The following is a 13,603-nucleotide window of genomic DNA, read 5'->3' on the forward strand; positions in this document are numbered from 1 at the left end:
GGCGCGCCGAAGTTACCTACGGTTTTCTGGTAACCAATGGTAACTGCCTCGGGAGAGTCATGCTGCGCGTGAACGGCATCGAAGTCGGCGTCACGATCACCGGGGAAGGGCCGGCTGTTTTACTGCTGCACGGCTTCCCGCACACCCGGCGGTTGTGGGCCGAAATCGTCCCACGTCTGGCGCGGCGCCACCGCGTCATCGCACCGGACCTGCGCGGGCTCGGCGAGTCGGAACGCCCACCGGATGGCTACGACGCGGGAACTCTCGCGGCCGACGCCGAAGCGCTCCTCGACGCCCTGGGCGAGCCGACGGCGTCCGTCGTCGGCATCGACGCGGGTGCGCCGCCCGCGTTCCTGCTGGCCATGCGACGTCCGGGGCGCGTCCGCCGGCTGGTTCTGATGGAGTCGCTGCTGGGCCGCCTCCCGGGCGCGGAGGAGTTCCTCGCGGGCGGGCCGCCGTGGTGGTTCGGGTTCCACGCCATCCCGGGACTGGCGGAGACGGTCCTGACGGGACACGAAGCGGAGTACGTCGACTGGTTCCTCGACGCGGGTACGCGGGGCCGTGGGCTGCCGCGGGAGATCCGCGACCACTTCGTCGCCGCGTACACCGGCCGCGACGCGTTGCGTGCCGCGTTCGCGCACTACCGGGCGATGCCGGTCAGCGCCGGACAGATCGCGGACGCGGTCACGTCGGGACGGCTGGCGGTGCCCACGATGGCGATCGGAGCCCACCCGGTCGGCGACGCGCTCGCCCGCCAGCTGCGGCCGATCGCCGACGACCTGGTGACCCACTTGGTGGAGGACTGCGGCCACATCATCCCGCTCGACCGGCCGGACGCCCTGGCCGAGCTGCTGGAACCGTTCCTTGCCGAAAAAACGACACTGGCGTCGTGAAGGTTCGGACTCAGGGAAGCAGTGTGGCCGAGCGGTGTGGCTTGGCTGGTGGTGGGCAGCGGTTGAGGTGGCCGAGCGGTGTGGCCGGCTTGGTGGTGGCGGCGGTCGGGGCGGCGGGCGGCGTGGCTGGCCGGCGGTGAGTGGCGGTCGGGGCGGCTGAGCATCGCGGCCCGGCCGCCGATACGAGCCGCCGGCCTGACCGGCCACAACCGCGAACCCGGCCGGCGATCCCACCCGCGTCAGCCGCGCAGCCGGGTGTTGAGCCGTGCGGCCTGCCGGGTCAAATGGTCGCGCTCGGCCAGGTTCGGCGCCTTCCCCGCTGCCTCCGAATACAGCCGCGCCGCCGTCACCAGGTCGCCGTCGCGCTCGTGCAGATACGCCGCCACCGCCGTGTGCCGAGGCAGCGCAGCGTCCACCTCCGCGAGCGCCGCGAGCCCCGCGCGCGGGCCGTCCGCCTCTCCCACCGCCACCGCGCGGTTCAGCCGCACGACCGGGCTGTCGGTCAGCTTCGCCAGCTCGTCGTACCACTCGACGATCTGCACCCAGTCGGTCTCGCCGGCCGTCGGCGCGTCCGCGTGCAGGGCCGCGATGGCCGCCTGGGCCTGGAACTCGCCCAGCCGGTCCTGGGCGAGCGCCGCCTGCAGGATCTCGACGCCCTCCGCGATCAGCGCGGTGTCCCACCGGCCGCGGTCCTGCTCGGCGAGCGGCACCAGGCTGCCGTCCGCCGCGGTCCGGCTCACGCGCCGCGCGTGGTGCAGCAGCATGAGCGCGAGCAGCCCGGCGACCTCCGGGTGGTCGATCGCGGCCGCGAGCTGCCGGGTCAGCCGGATGGCCTCGGCGGCCAAGTCGACGTCGCCGGAGTAGCCCTCGTTGAAGACGAGGTAGAGCACCCGCAGCACGGTCGCCACGTCGCCGGGCTGGTCGAACCGCACGGTCCCGACCGTCCGCTTGGCCCGGCTGATCCGCTGCGCCATGGTCGCTTCGGGGACCAGGTACGCCTGCGCGATCTGCCGCGTGGTCAGCCCGCCGACCGCGCGCAGCGTCAGCGCGACCGCCGAAGACGGCGAAAGCGACGGGTGCGCGCACAGGAAGTACAGCTGGAGCGTGTCGTCCACCGTGGCCGCCGGGCCGGGCGCCGGCTCGACGTCGACGACGTCCTCACGTCGCCGTCGCGCGCTGTCCGACCGGGCCGCGTCGAGGAATTTTCGCCACGCCGCGGTGACCAGCCAGCCCTTCGGGTCGCGCGGCGGGTCGTCCGGCCAGACGCGCAACGCTTCGATCAGCGCCTCCTGCACGGCGTCCTCGGCCGAGGCGAAGTCGGCTCCGCGCCGGACGACGATCCCGAGCACGTGCGGCGTCAGGCCGCGGAGCAGAACCTCGTCCACGCTCACCCCACCTTGCGCTCGTCGCGCCGGCGGACGAGCTCTTCGACGGCCGACGGCAGCGTCGTCTCGAAGTCGATCAATTTCGCCCACGTCGGCGTGACCACGATCCGGACCATGCCGTCGTAGAGCGACCGCACGCCCGCTTCCCACTCCACGCGCTGCTCGGGCGTCATCTCGTAGGTGCCGTTGAACCGCAGGTACTCGTCCGGGATGCCGTCGACGACGTCCAGTTCGGCCGTGCCGCGGATCAGCAGGATCTTCGGCGGGTGCACCTCGGTGTCGATCGTCAGCGCGACCGCCGGGTTGCGACGCAGCGCCGGCAGCTTCGGCGCGTTCGTCGACGTGCACAGCACCAGCTGCGAGCCGTTCCAGGTGAACCCGATCGGGATCGAGCGCGGGGTGCCGTCGAGGGCGGTGTAGGCGAGCCGGGTCAGGTCGCGGGCCAGCAGCTCGCGGCTCAGCGGGCGGTCCAGGACTTCGTCGATGACGTTCTGGTCCACGACGTCACTCCGTGATCGTGGCCGACGGGGCCCAGAACGGCCGCAGTTCGAGCCACTCCGCGACCGGTTTCCCGCCCGCGCCCGGCGCGGCCGACAGCTCCGCGGCCAGCTCGAGGGCACGCTCGTAGCTGTCGACGTCGATGACCGTCCAGCCGGCGATGAGGTCCTTCGTCTCGGCGAACGGGCCGTCGGTGACCGGCGGGCGGCCCTCACCGTCGAACCGGACGAACGTCCCGCCGGGGGTGAGCACCTGGTGCTCGACGAACTCGCCGGTCTCCTCCAGCCGCTTCCCGAAGTCCTCCATGTACTTGATGTGCGCGGAGACCTCCTCCGGCGTCCACTGGTCCATGGGCACGTCGTTGACCGAAGCCGGGGCGCCTCGGTAGTGCTTCAGCAGCAGGTACTTGGCCATCGTCGTTCTCCTCGGTGCGGGTGCGGCCCATCTTGGCCGCGTTCGCACCGGGGACGCAGCCGATGGCGCGTTCTCGACATCGCCGCCGGAGAAAGTTTTCAGGCGGTCGGGCGGCCCGCGCCGGCGTAGTCGTCGCCGTCCCGGCGGTAGGAGTGGACCTGCACCGCCTGACCAGTCTGCGGCGCGTCGATCATCTGCTGGTTGCCGATGTAGAGACCGACGTGGTGGATCTTCGTCGCCGGCTCGCCGTAGAAGATCAGGTCGCCCAGCTGCGGATCGGTCACGTGCGGGACGCTGCGGAACTGCGTGTCGGCCGTGCGCATCAGCTTGACGCCGGCGCTGCCGTACGCCGCCGTCGTCAGGCCGGAGCAGTCGAAGCCCGGGTCGTTGCCGCCGGTGCCGTTGCCGCCCCAGATGTAGGGGAGGCCGATCTTGTCGATGGCGAAGTTGACCGCGCTCAGCACCGCCGCGTTCGGCGCCGCCGAGCCCTGGCCGACCGTGCCGTAGACGTTGACCGTCGCCAGCGTCCGGTGCAGGAACAGCGGCGCCGACTGCAGCTTCGCGACCGCGTCCCACCACGGCTGGCCCTGGGACAGGTCGGTCCCGCCGTCGCACAGCGCGCGGCCGGTGGTCAGCGCGGCGTCGTCGATGTTCTGGACATCGGGCTTCCCGCCCGCGTAGCTCGCCTGGTACTTCGTCCAGAGCGCGGGGGAGAGCTGCATCGGCCCGGCGGCGTTCGCCGTCGAGACGACCTTGTTGTAGAAGTCGCGCACCTCGACCGTCCCGAGCGGCTTGCCGAGCACGCCGGTCGTCCCGATCTGCCCACCCTGCGCGCGGCCGTGGTCGGACGTCACTTTTCCGACCGCGGCGAGCGTCACCCAGGAGAGGTGACAGCCTGGGATGTCCTTGCCGATTTTCGTCGTCGCCTTCGCGTAGCCGACCATCGCGCGCAGCGGGACGTCGAGCCACTGGCTGGTCTTGGACGCCCAGGCGTCGAACTCGCTCGCCTCCGGCACCTTCGGCGGCGCCGAGGTCTGCGGGGGCGTGGTCGTTTTCGGGACAGACGACGTCGGCGCCGGCGTCGACGTGACCGTCGCGGCGGCGTTCGTCGTCTCCTGCTGCTTCGGCGCGAACTGGACGCCGATCACGAGCGCGGCGGCGACCACGACCACCGCGGCCACCACCACGGCGGTTCTCCGGCGGCGCGGCTCCTTCACCGGCGCCTCTTCCGGCACGATCTCGGGCTCGTCGCTCACCGCGCGGCTCCGGTCAGCCGGTCGAGGACGAAGCCGCGCAGGCCGTCGAGGTCGGTGTCCATCGCGACCTCGATCGGCCGCCCGGGACTGAACTGCGGATCGTCCTCGCCGAGCTTCCGCCGGTCGACGAGTGTCTGCCCACGCGCCGGCCCCAGCCCGCAGTCGACGTCGACGCGGTAGGTCTCGGTGTGCAGGATTCCCGGCGAAATCGCCTCGGCGACGGCGACGGCGTCGTGCATGACCATCCGGTCTTCGCCGAACACGCGCGTGTAGTGCTGCCGGTAGGTGGAGGTGAGGCCTTCGAGGGTGGCCCCGACCGGTCCGGACGCGGCGAGCTTGGCCAGCCACTCGGCGTCGACGGCGCAGCGGTGCGTGAGGTCGAGCGGCACGAGCACGACCGGGACGTCCTCTTCGACGAGCACCCGGCGGGCCGACTCGGGGTCGCTCCAGATGTTGAACTCGGCGGCGGTGGTGCTGTTGCCGAACGTCACCCCGCCGCCCATGATCACCAGCCGCGCGATCTTCGCGGCGGCGCCCGGGTGGGCCGCGAAGAGGGCGGCGATGTTCGTCAGCGGTCCGATCGGGGCGATGGTCACCGGCTCGTCCGCCGCGTCCAAAATATCGACCATCAGGCGGACGGCGTCGCGCTCTTCGAGCGGACGCGTCGCCTCGGGCAGCGTGTAGGAGTGGCCCGAGAGGCCGTCGCCGCCGTGGACCTCCTTGGCGTCGCGTGGCTTCGAATAGACCAGCGGCCGGCTCGCCCCGGCGGCCACCGGCACGTCGGTGCGGCCGAACAGCTCCAGCAGCCGGCGCGCGTTGGCCGTCGTGCGGTCGAGGGGGACGTTGCCGAAAACCGACGTCACACCGAGCAGGTCGACGTCCGGGGACAGCGCCGCCAGCGCGATCGCCAGCGCGTCGTCGACGCCCGGGTCGGTGTCGATGATCAGCTTCGTGCCCATCCACGCTCCCCTTGCCTGTGAACCCGTCCCGGACACAGGTTACGGTCACTCGCATGACGTCGATGTGGGGTGCGCCCGCGCTGTCGCGGGTGCGGGCCTGGCGCCGTGCCCGGCAGGACCCGCGGCAGGCGAAGTTCCTGACCGCCGACTCGCTGCGCTGGGTGCTGCGCAACCGTGCATACACGCCCTGGTACCTGGTCCGGTACTACCGGCTGCTCAAGTTCCGGCTCGCCAACCCGCACATCATCCTGCGCGGGATGCTGTTCCTCGGGAAGGACGTCGAGATCCACTGCCGCCCGGGCTACGGACGGCTGGAGATCGGCCGCTGGGTCCACATCGGCGACGGCAACGCGATCCGCTGCCACGAGGGTTCGCTGCGGATCGGCGACAAGTCGGTGTTCGGCCGCCAGAACGTCATCAACTGCTACCTCGACATCGAGCTCGGCGCGGCCACGCTGGTCGCCGACTGGGTGTACATCTGTGACTTCGACCACGTCATCGCGGACATCCACGTGCCGATCAAGGACCAGGGCATCGTGAAGTCGCCGGTCCGCATCGGCCCGGACACGTGGCTCGGCACCAAGGTCAGCGTCCTGAAGGGCACCCGCATCGGCCGCGGCTCGGTGCTGGGCGCGCACGCGGTCGTCCGTGGTGACATCCCGGACTACTCGATCGCGGTCGGCGCGCCGGCGCGAGTCGTGCGTAACCGCGAAGAGGACTACGCGGCCGACGCGGCTCGTCGCGAGGCCGTCGCCGACATGGCGCGAAAGGCGAATAAGGCGCTGCAGAAGACCCTCGAGCAGTAGATCTACTCAGGACGCGTGGTCCTTTTCCGGGCAAACTGGCCGGGTGGGGGATCTCCGGACCGCGTGGTCTTCGGTCGTCGTGGCGCTGTGCGCCGTGGGCTTGCTGCTCGTCGTGCCGTTCTTGTTCCTGCAGGGTTTCCTGGCGAGCATCCCGGTGTTCGGCGAGGTCGGCGACGGCGCCCGCGGCTACCTGACCTGGGCGTCCTGGCTCGGCGCGGGACTGCCGCTGGTCGGCCTGGTCGTCTCGGCGACCACGCGCCGGCGGGGCTGGACCTGGTTCTTCGGGATCTGCCTGGCCGTGGCCGCCGCGGTGACCGCGGCCGAGCTGGCCTCCGAAGCCCGCCACGCGCCGCCGCCACCGCCGGGCCCGCGCCACTGCGTCGAGCGCAGCGGCGGCGGCAACGAGTGCCCGGGCGGCTGACCGTGTGGCGCGATTTCCGCGACGTCGCCGCGTCGGCCTTCCTCGCGCTCGGCGCCGTGGTCCTGCTGGTCGTGGTCCCGTTGATGTTCTTCCAGGGCGCGTTGACGGCGTCCGGTCTGTGGGCTGGTTCCGGCGACCCCGTCGCGGCGAGCGTGATCTTCACCTGGGCGTCCTGGCTCGGTGTGGGCATCCCGGTGGCGGGCGTGGTCGTTTCGGCGACCACGCGCCGGCGGGGCTGGATCTGGTTCTACGGCGGCTGCGTCGTCGTGGTCGCCGTCGTGGTGGCGGTGCGCTGGGCCCAGACCCACCACGCGCCGCCCCCGCCGCCGGAGCCCAACCATTGCGTCGAGCGCAGCGGCGGCGAGAGCGACTGCCCCTGACCTACTCCTCGAACGTCATCTCCGGCGGCGGCCGCCGGAAGCCGCGGGTGATCGCCGCCAGGACGACGATGCCGATCGCCAGCCACACCAGCCCGAAGACCAGCGCGATGCCGTCGAGGTTGACCAGCAGCCACAAATCGACCACGGCGCCGATCACCGGGAAGACCACCCAGGTCAGCACGCGTTTCCCGGTCCGGTCGCGCAGCCACGTCGCCAGCACGCTGACGTTGACGAACGTGAACGCGGTGAACGCGCCGAAGTTGATGAACGACGTCGACGTGCTGACGTCCAGCGCCAGCGCGACCAGCCCGACGAGCCCGGTCAGGACGATGCCGAACACCGGCGTCGCGAACCGCGGCTGCAGTTTGCCGAAAATCCGCGGCAGCACGCCGTCACGGCCCATGGCGAACATCAGCCGCGACGCGCTCGCCTGCGCGGCGATCCCCGACGCGAACTGCGCGACCACCAGACCGGCGAGGAAGAAGGACGCGAAGAGGTTGCCGCCGATCGTCGTCGCGATTTCGAACGCGGCGGACGACTCGTCGGTGAACGCGCTGCCCGGGTGCGCGAGCTGGGTGAAGTAGGCGAGCACGACGAAGATGCCGCCCCCGATCAGCGCGGTCAGCAGGATGGCGCGCGGGATGGTCCGGCGCGGCTCGGTCGTCTCTTCGGTCAACGTCGTGACGGCGTCGAAGCCGAGGAACGAATAGGTCGCGAGCGCGGCGCCGCCGGAGATCGTGCCCAGCGTGCTGCCCGGGTGGAAGAACGGCTGCGCGCTGGCCAGCGAACCGCCGACGTGCAGGACCTGCTTGACCGAAAGAACGACGAAGAAGCCGATGACCAGGATCTGGAAGGCCATCAGGACGAAGTTGGCCTTTTCGGCGATCTTGATGCCGAGGACGTTGAGGATCGTCGTCACCGCGATGAAAGTGATCAACCAGATCCAATTGGGCACCGACGGGAACTCGGCGGAGAGGTAGGCGCCGCCGATCAGCCAGATCACCATCGGCAGGAAGAAGTAGTCGAGCAGCACCGCCCACCCGACGAGGAACCCGGCGCGGGCGTCGACCGCTTTCCGGACATAGGTGTAGGCCGACCCGGCGACGGGGTGGGTGGCGGCCATCTTCCCGTAGCTCGCGGCGGTGAACAGCATCGCGACCAGGGCGAGCAGGTACGCCGAGGGCACGGTGCCGTCGGTCGTCGTCGCGACGATGCCGAAGGTGCCGAGCACGATCAGCGGAGCCATGTAGGCGAGCCCGAACAGGACGACGCCGGGCAGGCCGAGCCGGCGCTGCAGGGTGGCCGGGGCCGCGCCCGTGGTGGTCATCGGTCGTCTCCTTCTCGTGGGCTCCAGCGGTCCGGGTCGATCCGGCCCTGGTAGAGCGGTAGCCGTAGCGGCGCGTCGCCGGGGGTGAACTGCGCCCAGACGCGGTTGGTGCCCGCGGTCCCGTCGCGGCGGACGCGGGCGACCTCGTCGAGGTCGATGGTGTGCGCGAGGACGTCGTGGCCGGTTCCCGGCAACGCGCCGAGGACGTCGCCTTCGGGCCCGACGAGCAGGCTGTCGCCCCTGCCGAACGGGCCGGCCGTGTTCACGCTGGCGACGAACACCTGGTTGACGATGGCGTTCGCCCGGGCCAGGACGAGCTCCTGCGCGCGGTCGGGGGTCGTGGTCTGGACGGGGTTGAGCACGAGCTCGGCCCCCATCCAGGCGAGGTGCCGGGTCACCTCGGGGAACCAGGCGTCGTAGCAGATGGAGAACCCGACGCGGCCTGCGTCGGCCAGGTCGGCGACGACGAACCGGTCGCCGGGGTCGTACGGCTCGTGCGGCCGCCAGGGGAAGACCTTGCGGTACCAGCCGGCCAGCTCGCCTCGCGGGGAAAAGACCAGGGCGGTGTTGAACAGCTCGCCGTGGTCGCCTGCTTCGCAAACGGTGCCGGGCGCGAGCCAGATCCCGAGGTCGCCGGCCAGTTCGGCGAGTTCCGTGGTCCGTTTTCCGTGCAACGGCTCGGCGGCTTCGCGCAGCCGGCGGGTGCGCTCGTCGCCTTCGCCGTCGACGCCGCAGAGGTGCAGCTCGGGGAAGGCGGCCAGCCGCGTGTCCGGAAACCGGCGAAGGACGGCTTCGACCTCGCCCGCGAACCCGCCGTCCCCGACGGGCCGGGGCGGCGCTTGCACGAGGGCGATCGGCAGTGGTCGCGGCATGGACGAAAAATAGTCCATCTTGAACACTTAAACAAGAGTGCTCAAGATGAGCAGTTTGTGCGGTACGGTCGTTTCATGGCGACGGCAGACCTGAGCGCCCCGGCCCTGACCGGCATCCGGCGGTTGTCCGCGTTGGACACGGTCCGCGCGCGCATCGCGCTCGCGGTGGAGCTCGGCTTGCTGAAGCCGGGCGAGCGCCTGCCGGCGAACGCCGAGATCGCGCGGGCGCTGGGCGTCGCGGAGATCACGGTGCGAAGGGCCTTGGAGTCCCTGGTCGGCGACGGCTTGATCGAACGCCGCCGCGGCCGGGGCGGCGGAACGTCGGTGGCCGCGGACCCACCGGCGGAGCGGGTCCGCGAGGTCGGCGCCTACCGCGAGTCGGCGGCCGAGGTTCGTGACCTGATCGACCACCGCCTGGTCCTGGAGTCGGGCTTGGTCCAATTGGTGGCGAAACGGTCCCCGGACCTGCCCCACCTTCGGACGTTGGTCGCGCGCATGGACTCGGCGAAGGGCTGGGCGGAGTTCCACGAGCTGGACGCGCAGTTCCACCGAACGGTGGCGGCGCCCGGCCCGGCCCCGGCGGTCGCGCAGTACGAGGTGGTGCTGGCGGAGCTGTACCGGTTCTACTTGCCGTACCCGATGGAGAAGCTGCACGAGTCGAACCGCGACCACGCGAAGCTGGTGAAGGCACTGGCGGCGGGCGACCCGGACGCGGCGGCCCGGGTGACGAGAAAGCACGTGCGCGGTCTGCACCAGACGATGTTCGTCGGCCTCGGTTGAGCGGTGGCCGAAGATCGTCCACGCCCTGGTCGGCAGGGCCGGCGTGGTTGGCTGAAAGTCGACCACCGCCTTGGTCGGCAGGGTCGACGTGGCGCTGGCCGAAAGTCGACCACGGCTGCATCGGTTGGCCACGCTTGGTCAGCTCGGCCGGCTGATGGTCGAGAACCTTCCGCAGCCCGGTCGTGGCCGGTTCGGCCAGGGGCTGGTCGGTCGTCGACCGCAGCTCGGTCGCGCGGGCGCGGTCGGGTCGACCAGGTGATGGTCGACATCCGACCACCCCGTCCGAGATCGATGGCCACTCGGCCGTCACCCTCGGCTGATCGGCCGATCTCCGGCCACCCTCACCCCGGCAGCCTGAGCCCATGTCGATCACCCGGTTCGCCGTCCCGCTGCTCGCCGTCGTGGCGCTCGTTCCCGTCGCGCCCGCGGTCGCCGCCGCGGGCGGGCTCTCCTGGCAACCCTGCTCCGCCGTCGCGAAGGGCTGGGACTCCGATGATCAGCGCACCGAGTGCGCCCTCGTGCCCGTTCCGCTCGACTACGCCGATCCCGGTGGTCCGAAAATCGACATCGCCGTCAGCCGGGTCAAGGCGACCGGTGCGAAAACCGGTGCCGTCCTGCTGAACCCCGGCGGCCCCGGCCAGTCCGGCACGACCATGCCGCGCACCATCGCCGCCAGTCGTGCCGGTGGCATCGGCGTGCACCACGACCTCGTCGGGTTCGATCCGCGCGGGGTCGGCTACAGCGCCGACCTGCCGTGCGACGTCGACTTCCCGGAGCCCGAGACCGACAAGGACAAAGCCCGCGAAGCCGCCGAGCGCGCGGCCGCGGCGAACCAGGCCTGCGTCGACGCCCACCGCGACTTCGTCCGGAACCTGACCACGCCGACCATCGCCCGGGACATGGACCGGATCCGGCAGGCCCTCGGCGAGGACAAGATCGGCTACTACGGCGTCTCCTGGGGCACGGCCCTCGGCGCGCAGTACCGGTCGCTCTTCGACGACCACGTCGACAAGATGCTGCTCGACTCGGTCATGCCGCCCGAGCTGAGTGTCACCGAAATGGACGACGACCAGGCGACCGCCGGCGAGAACACCTTCCACGACTTCGCGTCCTGGATCGCCCGCTACGACGCCGTCTACCACTTCGGGACCACCGAGCCCGTCGTCGCGAAAGCGTTGCTCGACCTGCGCGACCAGCACGGCGCCACCGTCAACGGCATGCTCGCCAACCCGCGCCGCGAGTGGGCCGGCCTGGCGGCGCAGCTCGCCGCCCTCCGCGACGGTGGTACGGCCGAGAGTCGGAAAATGACCACGGAAAGCTGGGACGGCGAGCCGCAAGCGTTCAACCACTTCCAGCAGACGGCCCTGCTCTGCAACGAGTCACCGAGCCCGCGCGACTTCGACACCGTCTGGCAGCACCGCCTCGACCGGATGGAACGGCTCCCCGTCGCGGGTGGCTACGGCCTCTACGAACAGCTCTGCGTCGGCTGGCCCCTGGCCGCCCGGCCGTGGACGTTCGAAAAAGGGACAAGCCCGCTGCAGCTCGTCGGCCACCTCTACGAGCCGGTGACGCCCATCGGCTGGGCGCTCCGGATGCGCGACAGGATCGGCGGCACCCTCATGACCGTCGAGGACGACGTCCACGGCTCCCTGGCCTCGCTGCCCTGCGCCGAGGCCGCTGTCACTTTCTTCGACACGGGCCAAGCGACGGCGAAGTCCTGCCCGGGAGCACCGGTGTGACTCAGCGGACCCGCAGCTGCTCGCGGACCTCCATCAGCGCGAAGCCGAGCAGGTTCAGCCCGCGCCAGTAGTCCGGCTTGGTCGCGTTCTTCTCTTCGCGCGCGAGGCCGGAGCCCCACACGAGGTCCTTCTTGGACGCCTCGACGAGCACGGCGTCGCCGGTTCCGAGCAGAAACCGGCGCAGGTCGCGGTGGGCCTTGAACTTGGCCAGGTTGCCGTCGACGACGATGTCGAACCGGTGCCGCTCCCAGGTCGCCGCGTCGAACCCGGCGACCTCGCGGCCGAGCACCTTCGCCGTCTTCGGGTCGGGCGTCGACCGGATCAGCTCGGCCTTCTCGACGTCGCCGAACAACAGCGCCTTGCCCGCCATCATGTAGTGCTCGGCGGTCGGGTACTCGACGCCGTCGGCCTCGAACGGGTCCACCCACCACTGGCTCAGGCAGCTCGCCGTCACCCGGCCGGCCTTCGAGGGCGCGTGCCCGTAGAACAGCAGGTATTCGGGCTCCGCACCCTCGTGGACCTTTTCGCGCAATGCCTCGACACTGCGGACCCCGTCGACCTTCACCATCCGCCTAGTGGACCACGCGGTCAGAGCAGGAAGTGGAACAGGGGGCTGCCCGGCTCGATCCGCTCCACCTGCAACGGGCTCGCGTCCATCCGGGCCAGCAGTCCCGGAAGGTCGGATGACCGGGCGATTTCGATGCCGACCAGCGCCGGGCCCATCTCCCGGTTGGTGCGCTTGACGTACTCGAAGCGCGTGATGTCGTCCTCCGGCCCGAGCACCTGCTCGAGGAACCGCCGCAGCGCGCCCGGCTCCTGCGGGAACCCGACGAGGAAGTAGTGCTTCAGCCCTTCGTGCATCAGCGAGCGTTCGAGGATCTCGCCGTAGCGGCTGACGTCGTTGTTGCCGCCGGAGACCACCACGACGACGGTCTGCCCCGGCTCGACCTCGACCACCGAGCCGAGCGACGCCGCCGCGAGCGCGCCCGCGGGCTCGGCGATGATCCCGTCGGACTGGTACATCGCGAGCATCTCGGTGCAGATCGCGCCCTCGGCGACCGAGGTCAGCTCGGCGCCGCTCTCGCGGATCAGCGGGTAGGTGACCGCGCCCGCCTCGCGCACCGCGGCGCCGTCGACGAACGAGTCGAGCTCGGGCAGCCGCACCGGGTGCCCGGCCGAAAGAGCGGCCGCCATGCACGCCGCGCCCGCCGGTTCGACGCCGACGACCCGGACGTCCGGATGCCGTTCGCGCAGCCAGCTGCCGACCCCGGCGAGCAGCCCGCCGCCGCCGACCGGGACGACCACGACGTCCGGCACGAAGCCGAGCTGCTCGATGACTTCCAAAGCGACCGTGCCCTGGCCGGCGACCGTGCGGACGTCGTCGAACGCGGGCACAAGCGTCGCGCCGGTGCGCTGGGCGTCTTCGTTGGCCGCGGCGAAGGCGTCTTCGTACGTCTCGCCGACGACGATGACCTCGATGTGCGCGCCGCCGAGCGTCGCGATGCGCTCGCGCTTCTGCCGCGGCGTGGTGCCCGGGACGTACACGCGTCCGTCGGCGCCCAGGCGGCGACACGCGTACGCGACGCCCTGGGCGTGGTTGCCCGCGCTGGCGCACACGACGCCGAGCGCGCGGGTCGGCTCGTCGAGCTGGACGATGAAGTTGTACGCGCCGCGGATCTTGTACGACCGGACGGTCTGCAGGTCCTCGCGCTTCACCCAGACCTGGGCGTCCACCCGGGACGACAGCCGCGCGCTCGGCTCCAGCGGCGTGCGGGTCACCACCCCGGCCAGCCGCTCGGCGGCCTTCTCGATGGTCGCCGCGGTCACCGTGTCGATGTCGTGCACCCCGATGAATCTACGACTCGCGCGCGCC

15 protein-coding genes are annotated in these 13,603 nt (G+C 71.3%); 6 read left to right on the forward strand and 9 right to left on the reverse strand.

Going from position 1 to position 13,603, the window contains the following annotated elements:
* Positions 1-59 precede the first annotated feature (59 nt).
* Positions 60-893 carry an alpha/beta fold hydrolase gene (locus BLV96_RS41440; RefSeq protein ID WP_091390287.1) on the forward strand — a complete coding sequence of 278 codons (834 nt, stop codon included), beginning with the start codon at positions 60-62 and terminating at the stop codon, positions 891-893.
* Between the two features lie 239 nt (positions 894-1,132).
* Here the strand turns inward: BLV96_RS41440 and BLV96_RS41445 are convergent, their stop codons facing one another.
* The 5 genes from BLV96_RS41445 to BLV96_RS41465 all read right to left on the reverse strand — a co-directional run bounded on the left by BLV96_RS41445 (position 1,133) and on the right by BLV96_RS41465 (position 5,405).
* Complete coding sequence (locus BLV96_RS41445) at positions 1,133-2,278, reverse strand: RNA polymerase sigma factor (RefSeq protein ID WP_091390290.1); 1,146 nt, start codon at positions 2,276-2,278, stop codon at positions 1,133-1,135.
* Between the two features lie 2 nt (positions 2,279-2,280).
* Positions 2,281-2,778: a pyridoxamine 5'-phosphate oxidase family protein gene (locus BLV96_RS41450; RefSeq protein ID WP_086678310.1), complete on the reverse strand. Its 498-nt coding sequence runs from the start codon at positions 2,776-2,778 to the stop codon at positions 2,281-2,283.
* A 4-nt stretch (positions 2,779-2,782) separates the two neighbouring features.
* Positions 2,783-3,190, reverse strand: coding sequence for a YciI family protein (locus BLV96_RS41455; RefSeq protein ID WP_086678309.1), 408 nt, complete (start codon positions 3,188-3,190; stop codon positions 2,783-2,785).
* A 98-nt stretch (positions 3,191-3,288) separates the two neighbouring features.
* Complete coding sequence (locus BLV96_RS41460; RefSeq protein WP_167379916.1) at positions 3,289-4,407, reverse strand: C40 family peptidase; 1,119 nt, start codon at positions 4,405-4,407, stop codon at positions 3,289-3,291.
* 35 nt (positions 4,408-4,442) lie between these two features.
* Positions 4,443-5,405, reverse strand: coding sequence for a nucleoside hydrolase (locus BLV96_RS41465; RefSeq protein WP_086678308.1), 963 nt, complete (start codon positions 5,403-5,405; stop codon positions 4,443-4,445).
* 53 nt (positions 5,406-5,458) lie between these two features.
* Between BLV96_RS41465 and BLV96_RS41470 the strand changes: the two genes are divergently transcribed.
* From BLV96_RS41470 to BLV96_RS41480, 3 genes are read left to right on the forward strand one after another with little or no spacing between them, the layout of a single operon-like run.
* The gene (locus BLV96_RS41470) at positions 5,459-6,211 is read left to right on the forward strand and encodes an acyltransferase (RefSeq protein WP_086678307.1); all 753 of its coding nucleotides are present in this window, start codon (positions 5,459-5,461) and stop codon (positions 6,209-6,211) included.
* Positions 6,212-6,254: 43 nt separating this feature from the next.
* Positions 6,255-6,632: a hypothetical protein gene (locus BLV96_RS41475; protein ID WP_086678306.1), complete on the forward strand. Its 378-nt coding sequence runs from the start codon at positions 6,255-6,257 to the stop codon at positions 6,630-6,632.
* A gap of 2 nt (positions 6,633-6,634) precedes the next feature.
* Positions 6,635-7,012 (forward strand): DUF6234 family protein, encoded by a 378-nt coding sequence (locus BLV96_RS41480; RefSeq protein WP_091390303.1) that lies wholly within the window; start codon positions 6,635-6,637, stop codon positions 7,010-7,012.
* Between the two features lies 1 nt (position 7,013).
* Here the strand turns inward: BLV96_RS41480 and BLV96_RS41485 are convergent, their stop codons facing one another.
* Together BLV96_RS41485 and BLV96_RS41490 are read right to left on the reverse strand one after the other, a co-directional pair.
* Positions 7,014-8,339 (reverse strand): APC family permease, encoded by a 1,326-nt coding sequence (locus BLV96_RS41485; RefSeq protein ID WP_086680717.1) that lies wholly within the window; start codon positions 8,337-8,339, stop codon positions 7,014-7,016.
* Complete coding sequence (locus tag BLV96_RS41490; protein WP_086680725.1) at positions 8,336-9,211, reverse strand: carbon-nitrogen hydrolase family protein; 876 nt, start codon at positions 9,209-9,211, stop codon at positions 8,336-8,338. Before BLV96_RS41490 ends, BLV96_RS41485 begins: the two co-directional genes overlap by 4 nt.
* 75 nt (positions 9,212-9,286) lie before the next feature.
* Here BLV96_RS41490 and BLV96_RS41495 point away from each other — a divergent pair, with 75 nt between their 5' ends.
* Together BLV96_RS41495 and BLV96_RS41500 are read left to right on the forward strand one after the other, a co-directional pair.
* Positions 9,287-9,991 (forward strand): FadR/GntR family transcriptional regulator, encoded by a 705-nt coding sequence (locus BLV96_RS41495; RefSeq protein ID WP_086680715.1) that lies wholly within the window; start codon positions 9,287-9,289, stop codon positions 9,989-9,991.
* Positions 9,992-10,353: 362 nt separating this feature from the next.
* Positions 10,354-11,730, forward strand: coding sequence for an alpha/beta fold hydrolase (locus BLV96_RS41500; RefSeq protein ID WP_086680713.1), 1,377 nt, complete (start codon positions 10,354-10,356; stop codon positions 11,728-11,730).
* A 1-nt stretch (position 11,731) separates the two neighbouring features.
* Here the strand turns inward: BLV96_RS41500 and BLV96_RS41505 are convergent, their stop codons facing one another.
* Positions 11,732-12,298, reverse strand: coding sequence for an NADAR family protein (locus BLV96_RS41505; protein WP_086680711.1), 567 nt, complete (start codon positions 12,296-12,298; stop codon positions 11,732-11,734).
* Positions 12,299-12,318: 20 nt separating this feature from the next.
* Entirely contained in the window at positions 12,319-13,575 is a 1,257-nt protein-coding gene (gene ilvA / locus BLV96_RS41510; RefSeq protein ID WP_086680709.1) for a threonine ammonia-lyase IlvA, read from the reverse strand.
* Between the last annotated feature and the right edge of the window lie 28 nt (positions 13,576-13,603).

The sequence above is a fragment of the Amycolatopsis pretoriensis genome (assembly GCF_900107925.1).
Classification (GTDB): Bacteria; Actinomycetota; Actinomycetes; order Mycobacteriales; family Pseudonocardiaceae; genus Amycolatopsis; species Amycolatopsis pretoriensis.

Coding starts and splice junctions, on each gene's coding strand:
- BLV96_RS41440 (WP_091390287.1), top strand. CDS start 60: ATGCTGCGCGTGAACGGCATCGAAGTCGGCGTCACGATCACCGGGGAA.
- BLV96_RS41455 (WP_086678309.1), bottom strand. CDS start 3,190: ATGGCCAAGTACCTGCTGCTGAAGCACTACCGAGGCGCCCCGGCTTCG.
- BLV96_RS41465 (WP_086678308.1), bottom strand. CDS start 5,405: ATGGGCACGAAGCTGATCATCGACACCGACCCGGGCGTCGACGACGCG.
- BLV96_RS41470 (WP_086678307.1), top strand. CDS start 5,459: ATGACGTCGATGTGGGGTGCGCCCGCGCTGTCGCGGGTGCGGGCCTGG.
- BLV96_RS41485 (WP_086680717.1), bottom strand. CDS start 8,339: ATGACCACCACGGGCGCGGCCCCGGCCACCCTGCAGCGCCGGCTCGGC.
- BLV96_RS41490 (WP_086680725.1), bottom strand. CDS start 9,211: ATGCCGCGACCACTGCCGATCGCCCTCGTGCAAGCGCCGCCCCGGCCC.
- BLV96_RS41495 (WP_086680715.1), top strand. CDS start 9,287: ATGGCGACGGCAGACCTGAGCGCCCCGGCCCTGACCGGCATCCGGCGG.
- BLV96_RS41500 (WP_086680713.1), top strand. CDS start 10,354: ATGTCGATCACCCGGTTCGCCGTCCCGCTGCTCGCCGTCGTGGCGCTC.
- BLV96_RS41505 (WP_086680711.1), bottom strand. CDS start 12,298: ATGGTGAAGGTCGACGGGGTCCGCAGTGTCGAGGCATTGCGCGAAAAG.